This window comes from Hyphomonas sp. NPDC076881, from assembly GCF_050269995.1.
Taxonomy (GTDB): Bacteria; Pseudomonadota; Alphaproteobacteria; order Caulobacterales; family Hyphomonadaceae; genus Hyphomonas.
In genome coordinates, this window is sequence record NZ_JBNNJJ010000015.1 from 1 (window position 1) to 14,342 (window position 14,342).

Here is a 14,342-nt window from a genome sequence, read left to right on the forward strand (position 1 = left end):
CACCAGCTGATGCGGATGAGCGCGCCCGTGCGGCCGGCGGCCTGGACGTGTTTTGCGGCGATCCGCATCTGCCAGACGAACACCCACCAGAAGAAAGGATGCACGAGCGCGAAATACTCCGCGAGCGCTGGTTCCTTGCTGAGACGGGCGACACTCATCATGGGACGGAGCATACGCCCGGCGCGGGAGGGGGTGGACAAGGATTGCGGGATTTATTTTTAAGGCGTTGAGGGGATTGGGGATTTTGTAGATTATGGCGTGGGAATTGTTGGATAGGGCGGCGGCCCTCACCTCCCATTGCTGCGCAATGGGCCCCTCCTCTCCCGCTTCGCGGGAGAGGGGTTTTGCGTTGCGCTTGCCGCAAAGTCCCAACCCCTCTCCCTCTGGGAGAGGAGGGGCCCGCGCCCGTCAGGGCGTGGGAGGTGAGGGTCTTGAGGGCGGCCGCCCTGCCCTAGACGAGATACCGCGCAAGGGTTTCGGCGAGGCGGGGGATGTCGCTGGCGTGGAGGCCGGCGATGTTGATGCGGCCGGAGGACGGCATGTAGATGCCATCGGCCTCGCGCGCCTTGGCGGTGTCCTCTGCCGAGATCGGCAGTTGCGAGAACATGCCGTTCTGCGTCTTGAGGGCGGCGAGCAGGTTTGAGCCGGTATGGCTGACCAGGGCATCGGCGAGGGCCACGCGCAGGGAGATCATCCGGGTACGCATGGCAGTGAGTTCGGCCTCCCATTCGGCGCGCAGGTCCCGATCCCCCAGCACCGTGGCGACGATGCCGGCGCCATGGGCGGGCGGCATCGACCAGGTGGCGCGGCCCATATCGGCGACATGGGTGGTGGCCGCCGCGATGCCTTCGGCATCCTTCCCGATGGCGAGGAAACAGCCGGTCCGCTCCCGGTAAAGGCCGAAATTCTTCGAGCAGGAATAGGAGACAAGCGCTTCGCCCGCCTCCTCGATGAAGGCGCGCACGCCGTCCATGTCCTTGTCGAGGCCGGAGGCGAAGCCGTGATAGGCGACGTCCAGAAGCGCGATGACGCCCTTGTCGCGGCAGAGCCTGCCCAGCGCGCGCCAGTCGTCCGTTGACGGATCGATACCGGTGGGGTTGTGGCAGGGGCCCTGCAGGATAATGCCGTCGCCGGGCTCGGCGGTGGAGAGGTCTGCCAGCGCGCCGAGCTTGTAGAAGGCGCCGTCGCGGGCATAGGCATAATCCTTGACCTCAAGGCCGAGGGATTTGACGACGTTGGGATGGTTGGGCCAGGTGGGCTTGGACACCCAGACGCGGCGGGTGCCCATGCGGCGCATCAGGCCGACGCCGAGGAACAGCGCGCCGCAGCCGCCGGGGGCGGTGAAGGAGAGGACGCGGTTTTCCTTCAGGGCCGGATGATCGGCGCCGAACACGAATTTCTCGATATGGGCGCAGAAATCGGTGTTGCCGCGCGGGCCTTCATAGACCTTGGTGGTCTGGGCAGCGAGGAGCTTGGCCTCTGCCTTGCGCACGGCGGAAAGGATCGGGGTTTCGCCATGCTCGTCCTTGTAGACGCCGACGCCGAGATCGAACTTCTCCGAACGCTCATCGGCGCGGTAGGCGGTCATCAGGCCCAGGAGGGCGTCGGGCGGGAGCGTGGAGAGCGGCGAGAAATGCGACATGAGGAGGGCCTTCCCTTTTCTTTCGCGCTGACCCGTATCGGCTTTCCGCCGCATAATAAACCCCGCCCGCTGGCATCTGCGCGCCAGGATTATGCAGAATGCTTCAGGCCGCGCAGGAGGGCTTCGAAGCCGGCGAAGAGTTCTTCGCGGGTGACATCCTGGTAGCTGGAGGCAAGGGCAAAGCCCGCGCCGTTGAGGGCGGACTGGAGCAGGACGGCGGCCGGGCGGATGCGGTCTTCCGGGACGAGGCCCTGGCTGGCGAGATAGGCGGCGCCGCGCATCATGTTGTTCATGCCGAGCTGGAAATCGAGCTCATGCCAGCGGGCCATGCCGAGGACCGAGGGGCCGTCGATCAGGACGATCGACTGGTAATCGGGGCGCATGGCCCAGTCGAGATAGACCCGGCAGCCGGCCAGAAAGGCCGCGTAGGGGTCTGTTTTCGAGCGGGCGGCGGTGGCGGCGTCCCGGGCGGCGGCATCCATTTCCAGCTGCAGCGCAGTCCAGACCTCGAGGAAAATGTCTTCCTTACTGCTAAAATAGTGAAACAGCGCGCCCTTGGTGGTGCCCGCAGACGCCACGATGGCGGCGATACTGGTGGCCGCAAAGCCTTGATTTGTAAACAATTCACGGGCCGCGCGCAGCAAGGCTTCGCGCGTTTCAGCCGCCTGTTCTTTTGTGCGTTTAGGCATCCCCACACCTCTTGCGTCTTACCATACCAGTGGTATGTAAAAAGGGTAACCTTTTTTTGGTTGCGGGTCTTACGGGGCCCACGCTGCTCACTTGATACACTGCAGGCTGGGTGACGCCGGTGGACGGCACGGACTGCATTGCACAGCCGCGAAGCGCTTCGGGAGGAGGAGCCTTCGCGGCTTTTTTTTGCGCTGAATTGACGGCCTGAGCGGGCCTGGGCGCGCCCCGGCGCAGGCGGGAGAGTTTTCTGAACGCACCCTGCGCCGATTGTTATCAAGCGTTCAGACTGGCATTATTACTCAGATTTCAGGGTCGGAAGGGCAAAGCTCACAAGGCGGCGCGCTTCCACGATGGGGAATGGCCCTTGGCGGCCCTCGCTTTGCGGCGGGGGCCGTTTTCACATCAGCTTTCCGCAGCGGCGCTCATATTCTGCAATCGCCTCAGGCATCCATTTGCGGAAGTTTTCGGCGCGGGTGGCGGAGGCCGGGTGGGTGCTCATCCATTCGGGCGGGCGCTGGCCGCCGCCGATCTCACCCATCCGCTCCCACAGCTCGGGCGCTTCGCGGGGGTCGTAACAGGCGCGCACGAGCAGATCGAGGCCGATCTTGTCGGCCTGGGTTTCATGTTCGCGGGAGAAAGCGAGGAAGCCGCCCTGGGCAGCGACGCCGAAAGCCTGCAGGACGGCCTGACGCTGGCCGGCATCCATATCCCCTACCCCGACCGCGAGGGCGACCTGACCGATCTGCAGCATCTGCTGCGTGCTCATCCGCGCGGCGCCGTGATGGGCCAGGGCATGGCCGATCTCATGCCCCATGACGACGGCGAGCTTGTTGACATCGGCGACATCCTCGAGCGTGACGCGGCCATCATAATTGCCGGTGATGTCGAGAATGCCGGTATAGACCGCCACATAACCGCCCGGCAGGCAGAAGGCGTTGGGCGTGGGCGAGTCGACGACATAATAGGTCCAGTCAAACTGTTCCACGACGCCGGGCATCCGGTAGCCCTGCGTGCGATAGTCGTTTTCCAGTTCCAGCGCGGCGCGCTCCAGCCGGGCGCCGATTTCGCGGACCGTTTCCGTCAGCCGGCGGGCGTCTCCCCGGCAGCTCGCCTCATCGGCGCAGAGCACGGTGTTGCCCTGGCTGTGTTCCTGCTGGAGGATCTGCAGATAGGATTGCTGGCCGAGCTTGATCTCATCGGCCACCGACAGGGTGTTGAACTGTTTCTTGCCGGGCGCGAAGGGCACCTCTTTCTGGTTTGACTGCCAGTAGATGAAGAGGCCGATGAGGGCGATGACGATGATCCCGCCACGCCCTCCCAGGATATCGCCGAGCCCGTTGGCGCGAATGGGCTGTCTGGACTGCGGCATCGCCGGGCGCTCCTGAAGATATGTCTGTGCAAGAGTTAACCCAGCGTCTGGCAGGCGAAAAGACACCGCGCGCTGCATTGCGAAGCGGGCCGGGATCGCTATGTTTGCCTCCATGACCGAGCAGACCCCCGCCCCGAAACTCGAGATCCGGATCATTCCGGTGACGCCGCTGCAGCAGAACACGTCCATGATCTGGTCCACCGAGACCAAGGAAGGCGTGTTCGTGGACCCCGGCGGCGAGGTGGACAAGCTGATGCAGGCGGCCGACCATTTCGGCGTCAAGATTGTCGGCGTGTGGCTGACCCATGGGCACCTTGATCATGTGGGCGCGGCGATGGACGTGAAGGCCCGCACCGGCTGTCCCATCATCGGGCCGCACAAGGACGACCAGTGGCTGCTCGACGAGGTGGAAGCCAGCGGCGCGCGCTATGGCATCCGCGACGGGAAGAATGTGCAGCCTGACCGCTATCTGGATGATGGCGACGAACTGGACCTTGCCGGCAATACATTCGGCGTGGCCCACTGCCCCGGCCATACGCCGGGCCATGTGGTGATCTATCATCAGGACGGGGCGCTGGCCTTTGTGGGCGATGTGCTGTTCCGGGGATCTGTGGGGCGTACGGATTTTCCGCGCGGGAACCATCAGCAGCTGATCGATTCCATCACCGGCAAGCTGTGGCCGCTGGGCGACCAGATGCGGTTTGTGCCCGGCCATGGGCCGATGTCGACCTTTGGCCAGGAACGCCAGGACAATCCCTTCGTGGCCGATGCGGTGACCGGCTATAATGGCACAGAGCGCGGCGACGCCGACGAAATGCTGCAACGCCTGTCCAAGCGCTATACCTGAACTCCCTGTAATTTAAGGAACTGATCCATCAAGGCTGCGTTTTCCATCCACTAACAGGAAAGGAACGACCCATGATCGGATACGTGAAACTTGCCGCGATCGGCGCCAGCGCGCTGGCCATGGCCGCGTGCACCTCTTCGGGCACGGCAGAGCGCAATGCGGCTGCAGGCGCAGCGATTGGCGCGGCCGCCGGCGCCGCTATCGGTAACAATGTGGGCGATGGCAATGCCACACGCGGCGCCGCCATTGGCGCAGCGGTTGGCGGTGTGGCCGGCGCAGCCCGCGGCTGCAGCCAGGCCGGGGATTGCGGCACGGGCAACCGCCCCGCCAATTATGATCCGTACAATTACGATAGCGATGGCGACGGCGTTGTCGATGCGCGCGACCGCTATCCCGATGATGCCCGCCGCTGGTAAGCCAGCATCGCTGCATTCCCGCTCCAGGGAGCATGCCCGGCTCATCGCAAGATGATGCCGGGCTTTGCTTTGTTTACTGACTATTTGAACTGACGGGTGGTTGTGGCGTCAATATCCGGATCACCACGTCATAAAGCCACGAGGGCATATCCTTCCGGTCCTGCATCTCCGGGGAGAGGATCTCGCGCTTGTGGAATGCGGTGACAGCGTCTCGCAGCATGGCGCTGGCCTGATCCTGAACGCCCGCCGCGCCGCCCTCCTTGTTCAGTTCCAACAGATAGGCTGTCATCCGGTTGCGTGCCTTGGCAACCTCCTCTCCCGGGGCCTCGGTGTCTCCTGCGGCGAGCGGTGTCCAGTAATCGTCCAGCGAATAGACGATGGAGCGGATGGCAGCTTCGCTACCGATGTATTCCGGCGTGAACCAGAGCGCACGATCAATGACCGCTTCGCCCGGCCCGCTATGAACGCCATACTTTCGCAGCAAGCTTTTCAGCTTGTTGACGTCTGTCTTGTCAAAATAGAAGGCAACGAATTCGTCGTCACCAAGATATGCTTTGGCATTGTCTTCAGCGGCAAGAAGCATCCGCTTAACTTCGTCCGGTTCTGTTACTTGTCCCGTATCGATCAGGCGCAGATACGCTTTCGCCAGCAAGGCACTTGGCGACAGGCTGGATCGGAGGGGCTGGTTCCGGCAGGCTTCGGCAGCGGCTTCCACGAAGGCCAGCAAGGGCGTGTCTGCGGCAGTGCTGATCTTGTAGCTGATGGTTTGTGCGTCAGAGACCAGCCAGCCTTTGCACTCTGGCGGTGTTGTGGCGGCAAGATAGGGATGGACCGTGCCGGCCAATGCCAGGGTCACCAGCTCTCCGATGATCGCGCCCCGGCTGTCTGAAGCGATACTGTAGTCCAGGGTATTATAGAAGTTGTAGCTGGTGGCGATGTTGGTGCGGCGATTACGGGTCTCGTCCGGCCCGGCGTAAAATACATTGGATCGCTCGAACGCCCGCGCAAGATAATTGACGGAATCCTGGGCCGGCGCGCCACCATTGGCCTGGCGCAGACCCCTGAAGACGATCAGATCGAGTTCACCCCCGAGAACATTGATCCAAGCTTGATTGGGACATGCTTTTACATAGCTGTCCATTTGCGGGACGTAGGCCGCCAAGGTCGTGCCATCCTTTATGACCGCCTGAACAGACTCCAGAGCGGCCCCCAGCTTTTCCGTCTCGCAGGTGGCGTCGTCGGCAACTGCCTGAAGCGCCGCGCCGGCCATGAGGGCGGCCGCGCACAGGGCGGATTTCAGGACGTGTCGCACTTGAATATCTCCAGAACCGGACGGCAGCATTGCGGGAGGTTGACATCCGCCGTCCCCGATCAGATTGGGCCGCGTTACTTTACTTCCGACACAATGATGAACTGCGGGGCCTCAACAAGGCCCATGAATTCGCCCATCACGGCCTGGACGGTTTGCCCGGCCATGTCCTCATTGGTGAAGCCATCGAGGTCTGGAATGGCGAAGGCTTCGATATAGGCGATGCCGGGGGCGCCCTCGCCGACGAGCAGGCGCTCGGCCCGGTAGGTGCGGAAGGACTGGACGCGGGCAAGGCTGCGCATGGCGGGCTGGTCGGTGGCGCGCACCCATTCCTCGAACTGCGCCGGGGTGACGCCCTCTTTCAGCGTGTAGAGGATGAAGAGGTTGGGCGTGACTTCGACCGGGGCTTGCCTGACGGCGTCCACCGTGCCGGCGGGGGCATCTGCGGCGGGCGCGGGCACCGGGGCATTGTCACAGGCCGCCAGAAGCAGGGCCAGGGCGGCGGCGGCGAGTTTGGTTTTCATGGGTCTTCCCTCCTGAAGCAGTTGGCAGATGTCACCTGATCGGCGGCCTGCGTTCCCCTTCCGGGCCCGTGCGGCGATAAGACCGGGCAGAAGCGGGACGAAACGCGCGTGTTTCATCTGGATTTCCTCTGCTTCAGCCCGTAGCACCGCGCCAGGCGCCGCGCTTCCCCCCGAAGAGGGGTGTTCGCGCACCTTGCGCCTTGCCCCCGCGCCCGACTCCCTGCTATCGGGCAGCCGTTTGACCGCCTGTGAGGAGACCACGACCCATGCCCAAGCGCACAGATATCTCCTCGATCCTCGTTATCGGCGCCGGCCCGATCATTATCGGCCAGGCCTGCGAGTTCGATTATTCCGGCGTTCAGGCCGTCAAAGCCCTGAAAGCAGAGGGTTACCGGGTGATCCTGGTGAACTCCAACCCCGCCACGATCATGACCGATCCGGAGCTGGCGGACGCGACCTATATCGAGCCGATCCTGCCCGAAGTGGTGGAAAAGATCATCGAGGCCGAGCGCCCCGACGCGCTGCTACCCACGATGGGCGGGCAGACGGCGCTGAACTGCGCGCTGGACCTGCATTATGCCGGCATCCTGGAGAAATACGGCGTCGAGCTGATCGGCGCAAAGGCCGAGGCCATCGAGATGGCCGAGGACCGCAAGCTGTTCCGCGAGGCGATGGACCGGCTGGGCCTGGAAAACCCGCGCGCAGCGATCATTGCCTCGCCAGAGCTGCCTGCCGAACCGGGCAAGCCCAAGCGCTATGACCGCCTGACAGGCCTGAAACAGGCGATGGACGCGCTGGAAACGGTCGGCCTGCCCGCCATCATCCGTCCGGCCTTCACCCTGGGCGGCACGGGCGGGGGCATTGCCTATAATGTGGAAGAGTATGAAGAGATCTGCCGCTCGGGCCTGGCCGCCTCGCCCAACGCGCAGATCCTGATCGATGAGAGCCTGCTCGGCTGGAAAGAATACGAGATGGAAGTGGTCCGCGATACGGCGGACAATTGCATCATCATCTGCTCGATCGAGAATATCGACCCGATGGGCGTGCACACCGGCGACTCGATCACCGTGGCCCCTGCCCTGACGCTGACGGACAAGGAATATCAGGTGATGCGCAACGCCTCGATCGCGGTGCTGCGCGAGATTGGCGTGGAGACCGGCGGCTCCAACGTGCAGTTTGCGGTGAACCCCAAGGATGGGCGCCTCGTCGTGATCGAGATGAACCCGCGCGTGTCGCGCTCCTCGGCGCTTGCCTCCAAGGCGACCGGCTTCCCGATTGCCAAGGTCGCCGCCAAGCTTGCCGTTGGTTACACGCTGGACGAGCTGGACAATGACATCACGGGCGTGACGCCCGCCTCGTTCGAGCCGACGATTGACTATGTCGTCACCAAGATCCCGCGCTTTGCCTTCGAGAAATACAAGGGCGCCGAGCCTGTGCTGACCACGGCGATGAAATCCGTGGGCGAAGCAATGGCGATTGGCCGCAGCTTCCAGGAGAGCCTGCAGAAGGCGCTCTGCTCGCTGGAAACCGGGCTTTCGGGCCTCAACGAACTGCCCTTCGAGAGCGAGAGCGCGCTGCGCCAGGCGCTCGGCATCCAGTCTCCCGACCGGCTGCGCGTGATTGCGCAGGCCTTCCGCATGGGGCTGAGCGTGGAAGACGTGCAGGCCGTCACCTCGTTTGACCCCTGGTTCCTGCGCCAGATCGAAGAGATCGTGAAGACCGAAGCCCTGATCGTGGCCAACGGCCTGCCGGGCAATGTCGCCAGCATGACCGAGATCAAGGCCATGGGCTTCTCCGACAAGCGCCTGGGGGAGCTGACCGGCCATACCGAAGACGCCGTGCGCGCTCATCGCCACGGTCTTGGCGTGCGCCCCGTCTACAAGCGCATTGATACGTGCGCGGCAGAGTTTGCGGCCAAGACGCCTTATCTCTACTCAACTTACGAGCACGCCCCCTTCGGCCAGGCGGCGGCAGAATGTGAAGCCGGCCCCTCTTCGCGCAAGAAAGCCATCATCCTGGGCGGCGGGCCCAACCGCATCGGCCAGGGCATCGAGTTCGACTATTGCTGCTGCCATGCGGCCTTCGCGATGGAAGACCTTGGCATCGAGTCCATCATGGTCAACTGCAACCCGGAAACGGTGTCTACGGACTATGATACATCCGACCGCCTCTATTTCGAACCGCTGACCATCGAGCATGTGCTGGAGATCATCCATGTGGAACAGTCCGCAGGTGAACTCGCCGGCGTGATCGTGCAGTTCGGCGGGCAGACGCCGCTGAAACTGGCAGGCCCGCTTTTCCATGAGCAGGTGCCGATTCTGGGCACGAGCCCGGAGTCCATCGATCTCGCCGAAGACCGCGAACAGTTTGCGGCCCTGCTCGACAAGCTGAACATCCAGCAGGCGCCTTCCCGCACCGCGCGCAGCGTGGAAGAGGCAGAGGTGAAGGCCAACGAGATTGGCTATCCGGTGATGCTGCGGCCTTCCTTCGTGCTGGGCGGCCGGGCGATGGAAATTGCCCGCAATGATGAAGACCTGCGCAAGTTTGCCGCCGAGGCCCTGAAGGTTTCGGGCGACGCTTCCCTCTTCATCGACCGCTATCTGGCCGATGCCATCGAAGTGGATGTGGACGCCATCTGTGACGGCGTGACCGTGCATGTGGCCGGCATCATGGAGCATATCGAGGAAGCGGGCGTGCATTCGGGCGACTCTGCCTGCGCCCTGCCGCCCTTCACGCTTTCGGCGGATCTGCAGAAACGCCTGGCCGAGCAGGCCGCCCAGCTTGCCATGGCGCTCAACGTCCGTGGACTGATCAACATCCAGTTCGCGGTCAAGGGCGAAGACATCTATGTGCTGGAAGCCAATCCGCGCGCCAGCCGCACCGTGCCCTTCGTGGCCAAGGCCGTCGGCGCGCCGATTGCCGGCATTGCGGCGAAGGTGATGGCGGGCGAGGCGCTGTCCAGCTTTGACCTTTCCAACGCCCGCCCGCGCCGCATCGCGATCAAGGAAGCGGTGTTCCCGTTTGCCCGCTTCCCCGGCGTTGACCCGCAGCTTGGCCCGGAAATGCGCTCGACCGGGGAAGTGATGGGCTGGGATGATGATTTCGGCATGGCCTTCCTCAAGAGCCAGCTGGGCGGCGGCGTGCGCCTGCCCGAAGAAGGCACCGTGTTCATCTCCGTGCGCGACAGCGACAAGAAGGGCGCCGAAGAAGCCGCCCGCAGCCTCGCCTCGCTTGGCTTCACCATTCTGGCGACCAGCGGCACGGCCGACCATCTCGAATCGAAGGGCATTCCGGTCAAACGGGTCAACAAGGTGCTGGAAGGCCAGCCCCATATTGTGGACGCCATGATCAATGGCGATGTCCAACTCGTGTTCAACACCACCGAAGGGGCCGCCTCGCTGTCGGACTCTGCGTCCATTCGCCGGACGGCGGTGGCCAGAAAAATTCCTTATTTTACAACGCTCGCAGCGTCTCTGGCAGCGGTCAAAGCCATTGCCAGCATGAAATCACAGGAAATCTCCGTCCGCGCCTTGCAAAGCGCCTGACCGGGCACCACTTGACGCCCTTGATTTTTGCGACAACGCTTTTTGCCGCTAAGAATGAGGGAAACTCTCGATGGAACGCATTCCGATGACCGCTGAAGGCCATGCCGCGCTTCAGGCCGAACTGAAGGTGCTCAAATCCGTTGAGCGCCCGAGCATTATTGCGGCCATTTCCGAAGCCCGCTCGCATGGCGACCTGTCGGAGAACGCTGAATACCATGCCGCCAAGGAGAAGCAGAGCTTCATCGAAGGCCGGATCAGCGAGCTCGACGACAAGCTGGCCCGCGCCGATGTGATCGATGTGAGCAAGCTCAGCGGCGGCAAGGTGCGCTTTGGCGCCACGGTGACGATTGCCGATGTCGATACCGAGGAAGAGCAGACCTACAAGATCGTCGGCGAAGACGAAGCGGATGTGAAACAGGGCAAGATCTCTGTGACTTCCCCCATCGCCCGCGCCCTGATCGGCAAGGAAGAAGGCGACGAGGCCGAAGTGGCCGCGCCCGCCGGCGCCCGCGCCTATGAAGTGATCAAGGTCGTCTACAAGTAAGGCCTAACCGCAAACAAAGGACCGGCCAGCATGGCCTCCCTCGGCCCATCGATCTGGGCGGTCTCCGATGGCCGCGCCGGCAATGCCGCGCAGGTGCGCGCGCTGACGGCCGCGCTGGGCGCGACCAGCCGCTGGATGAAGATTGCTCACATTGCGGGGTCGGCGCACCGTCAGGAGCCGCTGGTGCTGACGCCTCGCGCGCCCTGGCGCTGGCTGCCGGCGGACCGGTGGCCCTCCCCCCTGCATGCCTTGCCGAAGGACCAGCGCGCGCTGCTGACGCCGCCCTGGCCGACAGTGTGGATTGCCGCCGGGCGGCGCTCGGCGCCGATGACGAAGTATGCGCGCGCAGCGTCGGGCGGGAAAACCTTCACGGTACAGATCCTCGACCCTTATGTGGACCCGTCGAACTTTGACCTGCTGGTTGTGCCCGAGCATGACGCGGTGAGCGGGCCGAATGTGGTGCGCACAGTGGGCTCGCCGGCCTATTTCTCACCCGAGGCGCTGGAGGAAGCAGCGCAGGCCTTTGCCGGCCTTGCCGATGAAACGCGCCGGTCTGCGATTGTGATCCTGGGCGGGGATTCGCGGGTGCATACCTTCACCAACGCCGCCGCTGACCGGCTGGAAGGGCAGATGCGCGCGCTGGCGGCCGATGGCTGGCGCCTGCGGCTGACGGCATCGCGCCGCACGCCGGTGCCGGTTGCCGCGCGCTTCCGCCAGATGGCGGGCGATATCGGCGCCGCCTTCTGGGCCGGGCCGCAGGACGGGCCGAACCCCTATCTGGCGTGGCTGCTCTTCTCCAATGCGGCCATCGTGACCGAGGACAGCTCCAACATGCTGTCGGAGGCCGCCTGGCATGGCCTGCCGGTGCATATCGCGCGGCTGGAAGGGCGCGCCGACAAGTTCGACCGGCTGCATGACAGCCTGATCCAGCGCGGCGTGGCCCGCTGGTTTGGCGGACAGCTTGATCAGTGGTCGTACGAACCCCTGCGGGAGGCAGACCGCGTGGCCGACCTCATCGTGGAGAAGCTGCTGGAGCGCTACCCGCCGCCAAGCTTTTCAGGCAGCGTGAAGGCGCCGGACTGGCTGGGCTGAGCCGCTGGAACCTAGAGCTCAAACCTTTTTGCAATGATCTCTGCCGCCTTTTCGGGCGTGGTTTCAGTGGTGTCGACCTCAAGATCATAGCGTGCATTTACATGCACTCTGGCGTGCTGCCAGCGCGCCTGCCCCAGGTCCCGGTCTCCCCGCGCCCGCTCCCTTACCTCACAGGCCTCAAGAGAGGCGTACACACCGACAAAATGAACCGTATGCTCACGGAGGAGCGCTTCGTACGCATGCTGCTCATTCCCCTGCAGCCAGACATCGTCCACGACGAGATCCAGCCCTGCATCGGCAAGGGCTTTGACTGACCGGCGCATACCGTCGAGCAATTGCTGACAGAAATCCCCTGTTTCAATGGCGATCTCCGGCGGGTCAGCGCCCTCGACAGGCAGGAACACAAACGCATCCGGATGATTATTCAGCCGGGGCGGCTGCATGCCCAGGAAAGCGTCCATCTGCACATGCAGAAAATTCCTTGCGGCAGCTTGCTGCAAAGCGCGGGCAAGCGATGATTTGCCCGCGCTGCTGGTGCCGTTGAGAACAACGATAGCCGGCATCAGGCCGCCGCCACGCGCGCGTCGGCCGGCAGGGGCCGGGCGATGAAGCCGCCGCCGAGGATGCGGGTGCCGCCATCGGGGTCATAGAGCACAGCCGCCTGGCCGCGCGCGACGCCTTCATCGGGCGCATCGAAGAACACCGCTGGGGCGCCTTCTTCATAGCCGAGCCAGCCGGGCACGGGCGGACGGGTGGACCGCACACGGATCAGCACGCGCGCGCCCTGCGTGGCGGCCTCTTCCAGGCTGCCCTGCCCCAGCCAGTTGAGTTCTTCCAGCAGCAGGCCGCGCGTCATGAGCGCTTCGCGCGGGCCAACGATGACCCGGCGTTTCGGCGCGTCGATCTTCACCACGAACAGCGGATCGCCGGTGGCCACGCCAAGGCCCCGGCGCTGGCCGATGGTGTAGTGGATGACGCCGTCATGATTGCCGAGGATGCGGCCATCCAGATGCACGATCTCGCCGCCGCGGCCCGAACCGGGGCGCAGCTTCTCGACGACCCTGGCATAGGAGCCATCTGGCACGAAGCAGATGTCCTGGCTGTCGGGCTTGGCGGCGACCTGCAGGCCGAATTTCCCGGCGAGGTCGCGAACCTCCGTCTTCGGAAGGCTGCCCAGCGGGAAGCGCAGGAAATCGAGCTGTTCGCGCGTGGTGGCGAACAGGAAATAGGACTGGTCGCGGCTGGCATCATGGGCGCGGTGAAGCTCTGGCCCATCGGGGCCGTCCACGCGGCGGATATAGTGGCCGGTGGCGAGGCAATCGGCGCCGAGTTCCTTCGCGGTGGCGAGGAGATCTGCGAACTTGACCGTCTGATTGCAGCGGATGCAGGGGATGGGCGTGGAGCCGGAGAGGTAGGTGTCGGCAAAATCCTCCATCACCTGCTCGCGGAAGCGGGATTCGTAATCGAGCACATAATGGGGAATGCCGATGGCATCGGACACGTTGCGCGCGTCGTGAATGTCCTGGCCGGCGCAGCAGGCGCCCTTCTTCTCGATGGCGGCGCCATGATCGTAAAGCTGCAGCGTGATGCCGATCACGTCATAGCCTTCGGCCTTCAGCATTGCGGCCACAACGGAGCTGTCCACGCCGCCAGACATGGCCGCCACAACGCGGGTTTCATGGGGGGGCTTGGCAAAGCCAAGCGAATTGACGCGGCCAGCGGGCCACGCAGCGGTATCGGTCGTCATCTCTCACTCCCACCGGGGTCAAGGCCCGGAGCAGCTGGTTGGTTGGCGGGGATATAGGACAAAAAGGTCGTCGTTGCGAGAGGCCCGCTGACCCATATAATAAATTTACAAGACAGATCAAAATAGAGTTTGAAGTTATAATAAATTATGATACATTGTTCGTGCAACTAAGGAGACTTTCATGAGTAAGTATCACCGCCTAACGACCCACCTCGCCAACCTGAACAAATCTTATTGGCGCGCATCTTTCGATGAAATTGAGCAGGTTCTTGGCTTTGAACTACCGGCGAGCGCACACGAGCATCCCGCTTGGTGGGCGAACCAGGCGGGTGGACATGCGCAAAGTTCGTCTTGGCAGGATGCCGGCTGGCGCACAGAAAACCTTGATCTGGAAAATAAAACCATCACTTTCGTCCGGCGCAACGCTTTTGCCGGCATCGCGCCTTTCCACACCGGATTGGGGGAAGTGAGAGCGGTTGGAACAGCAGATCCCCGCTCTGCCCTCTCGCAACCAGTCCATGCACTGACCATTGCTCAAGCAAAAGCCGGCCTTGCTGCAAACTTTGGCGTACCTGAAGAAAATATAGAAATTATTATAAAGGGTTGAACTTTCAGTT

13 protein-coding genes are annotated in these 14,342 nt (G+C 63.5%); 6 read left to right on the top strand and 7 right to left on the bottom strand.

Features of this window, described 5'->3' with window-relative positions:
• Positions 1–451: 451 nt before the first annotated feature.
• The 3 genes from ACQKI2_RS15280 to ACQKI2_RS15290 form a co-directional block, all read right to left on the bottom strand.
• The gene (locus ACQKI2_RS15280) at positions 452–1,642 is read right to left on the bottom strand and encodes an amino acid aminotransferase (protein WP_427380466.1); all 1,191 of its coding nucleotides are present in this window, start codon (positions 1,640–1,642) and stop codon (positions 452–454) included.
• Between the two features lie 89 nt (positions 1,643–1,731).
• Positions 1,732–2,331 (bottom strand): TetR/AcrR family transcriptional regulator, encoded by a 600-nt coding sequence (locus tag ACQKI2_RS15285; protein ID WP_427380467.1) that lies wholly within the window; start codon positions 2,329–2,331, stop codon positions 1,732–1,734.
• 398 nt (positions 2,332–2,729) lie between these two features.
• Positions 2,730–3,701 (bottom strand): M48 family metallopeptidase, encoded by a 972-nt coding sequence (locus tag ACQKI2_RS15290; protein ID WP_427380468.1) that lies wholly within the window; start codon positions 3,699–3,701, stop codon positions 2,730–2,732.
• Positions 3,702–3,813: 112 nt separating this feature from the next.
• Here ACQKI2_RS15290 and ACQKI2_RS15295 point away from each other — a divergent pair, with 112 nt between their 5' ends.
• Positions 3,814–4,548, top strand: a complete 735-nt coding sequence (locus ACQKI2_RS15295; protein ID WP_427380469.1) for an MBL fold metallo-hydrolase — start codon at positions 3,814–3,816, stop codon at positions 4,546–4,548.
• 71 nt (positions 4,549–4,619) lie between these two features.
• On the top strand, positions 4,620–4,964 hold the full coding sequence (locus tag ACQKI2_RS15300) for a YMGG-like glycine zipper-containing protein (protein WP_427380470.1): 345 nt from the start codon (positions 4,620–4,622) through the stop codon (positions 4,962–4,964).
• Between the two features lie 73 nt (positions 4,965–5,037).
• Here ACQKI2_RS15300 and ACQKI2_RS15305 read toward each other — a convergent pair whose 3' ends face one another.
• The gene (locus ACQKI2_RS15305) at positions 5,038–6,276 is read right to left on the bottom strand and encodes a hypothetical protein (protein WP_427380471.1); all 1,239 of its coding nucleotides are present in this window, start codon (positions 6,274–6,276) and stop codon (positions 5,038–5,040) included.
• A 74-nt stretch (positions 6,277–6,350) separates the two neighbouring features.
• On the bottom strand, positions 6,351–6,797 hold the full coding sequence (locus ACQKI2_RS15310; RefSeq protein WP_427380472.1) for an REDY-like protein HapK: 447 nt from the start codon (positions 6,795–6,797) through the stop codon (positions 6,351–6,353).
• A gap of 266 nt (positions 6,798–7,063) precedes the next feature.
• On the opposite strand from ACQKI2_RS15310, the gene carB reads away from it, so the two are divergent.
• The 3 genes from carB to ACQKI2_RS15325 all read left to right on the top strand — a co-directional run bounded on the left by carB (position 7,064) and on the right by ACQKI2_RS15325 (position 11,978).
• Positions 7,064–10,342, top strand: a complete 3,279-nt coding sequence (gene carB / locus ACQKI2_RS15315) for a carbamoyl-phosphate synthase large subunit (RefSeq protein WP_427380473.1) — start codon at positions 7,064–7,066, stop codon at positions 10,340–10,342.
• A 70-nt stretch (positions 10,343–10,412) separates the two neighbouring features.
• Entirely contained in the window at positions 10,413–10,886 is a 474-nt protein-coding gene (greA, locus tag ACQKI2_RS15320) for a transcription elongation factor GreA (RefSeq protein WP_035598329.1), read from the top strand.
• A 30-nt stretch (positions 10,887–10,916) separates the two neighbouring features.
• Positions 10,917–11,978 (top strand): mitochondrial fission ELM1 family protein, encoded by a 1,062-nt coding sequence (locus ACQKI2_RS15325; protein ID WP_427380474.1) that lies wholly within the window; start codon positions 10,917–10,919, stop codon positions 11,976–11,978.
• An 11-nt stretch (positions 11,979–11,989) separates the two neighbouring features.
• Here ACQKI2_RS15325 and ACQKI2_RS15330 read toward each other — a convergent pair whose 3' ends face one another.
• Both ACQKI2_RS15330 and mnmA read right to left on the bottom strand, forming a co-directional pair.
• Complete coding sequence (locus tag ACQKI2_RS15330; RefSeq protein ID WP_427380475.1) at positions 11,990–12,541, bottom strand: chloramphenicol phosphotransferase CPT family protein; 552 nt, start codon at positions 12,539–12,541, stop codon at positions 11,990–11,992.
• The gene (gene mnmA / locus ACQKI2_RS15335) at positions 12,541–13,725 is read right to left on the bottom strand and encodes a tRNA 2-thiouridine(34) synthase MnmA (protein WP_427380476.1); all 1,185 of its coding nucleotides are present in this window, start codon (positions 13,723–13,725) and stop codon (positions 12,541–12,543) included. Before mnmA ends, ACQKI2_RS15330 begins: the two co-directional genes overlap by 1 nt.
• A 181-nt stretch (positions 13,726–13,906) precedes the next feature.
• Here mnmA and ACQKI2_RS15340 point away from each other — a divergent pair, with 181 nt between their 5' ends.
• A complete protein-coding gene (locus ACQKI2_RS15340; protein ID WP_427380477.1) occupies positions 13,907–14,332 on the top strand; it encodes a DUF7662 domain-containing protein in 426 nt (141 codons plus the stop codon).
• Positions 14,333–14,342 lie beyond the last annotated feature (10 nt).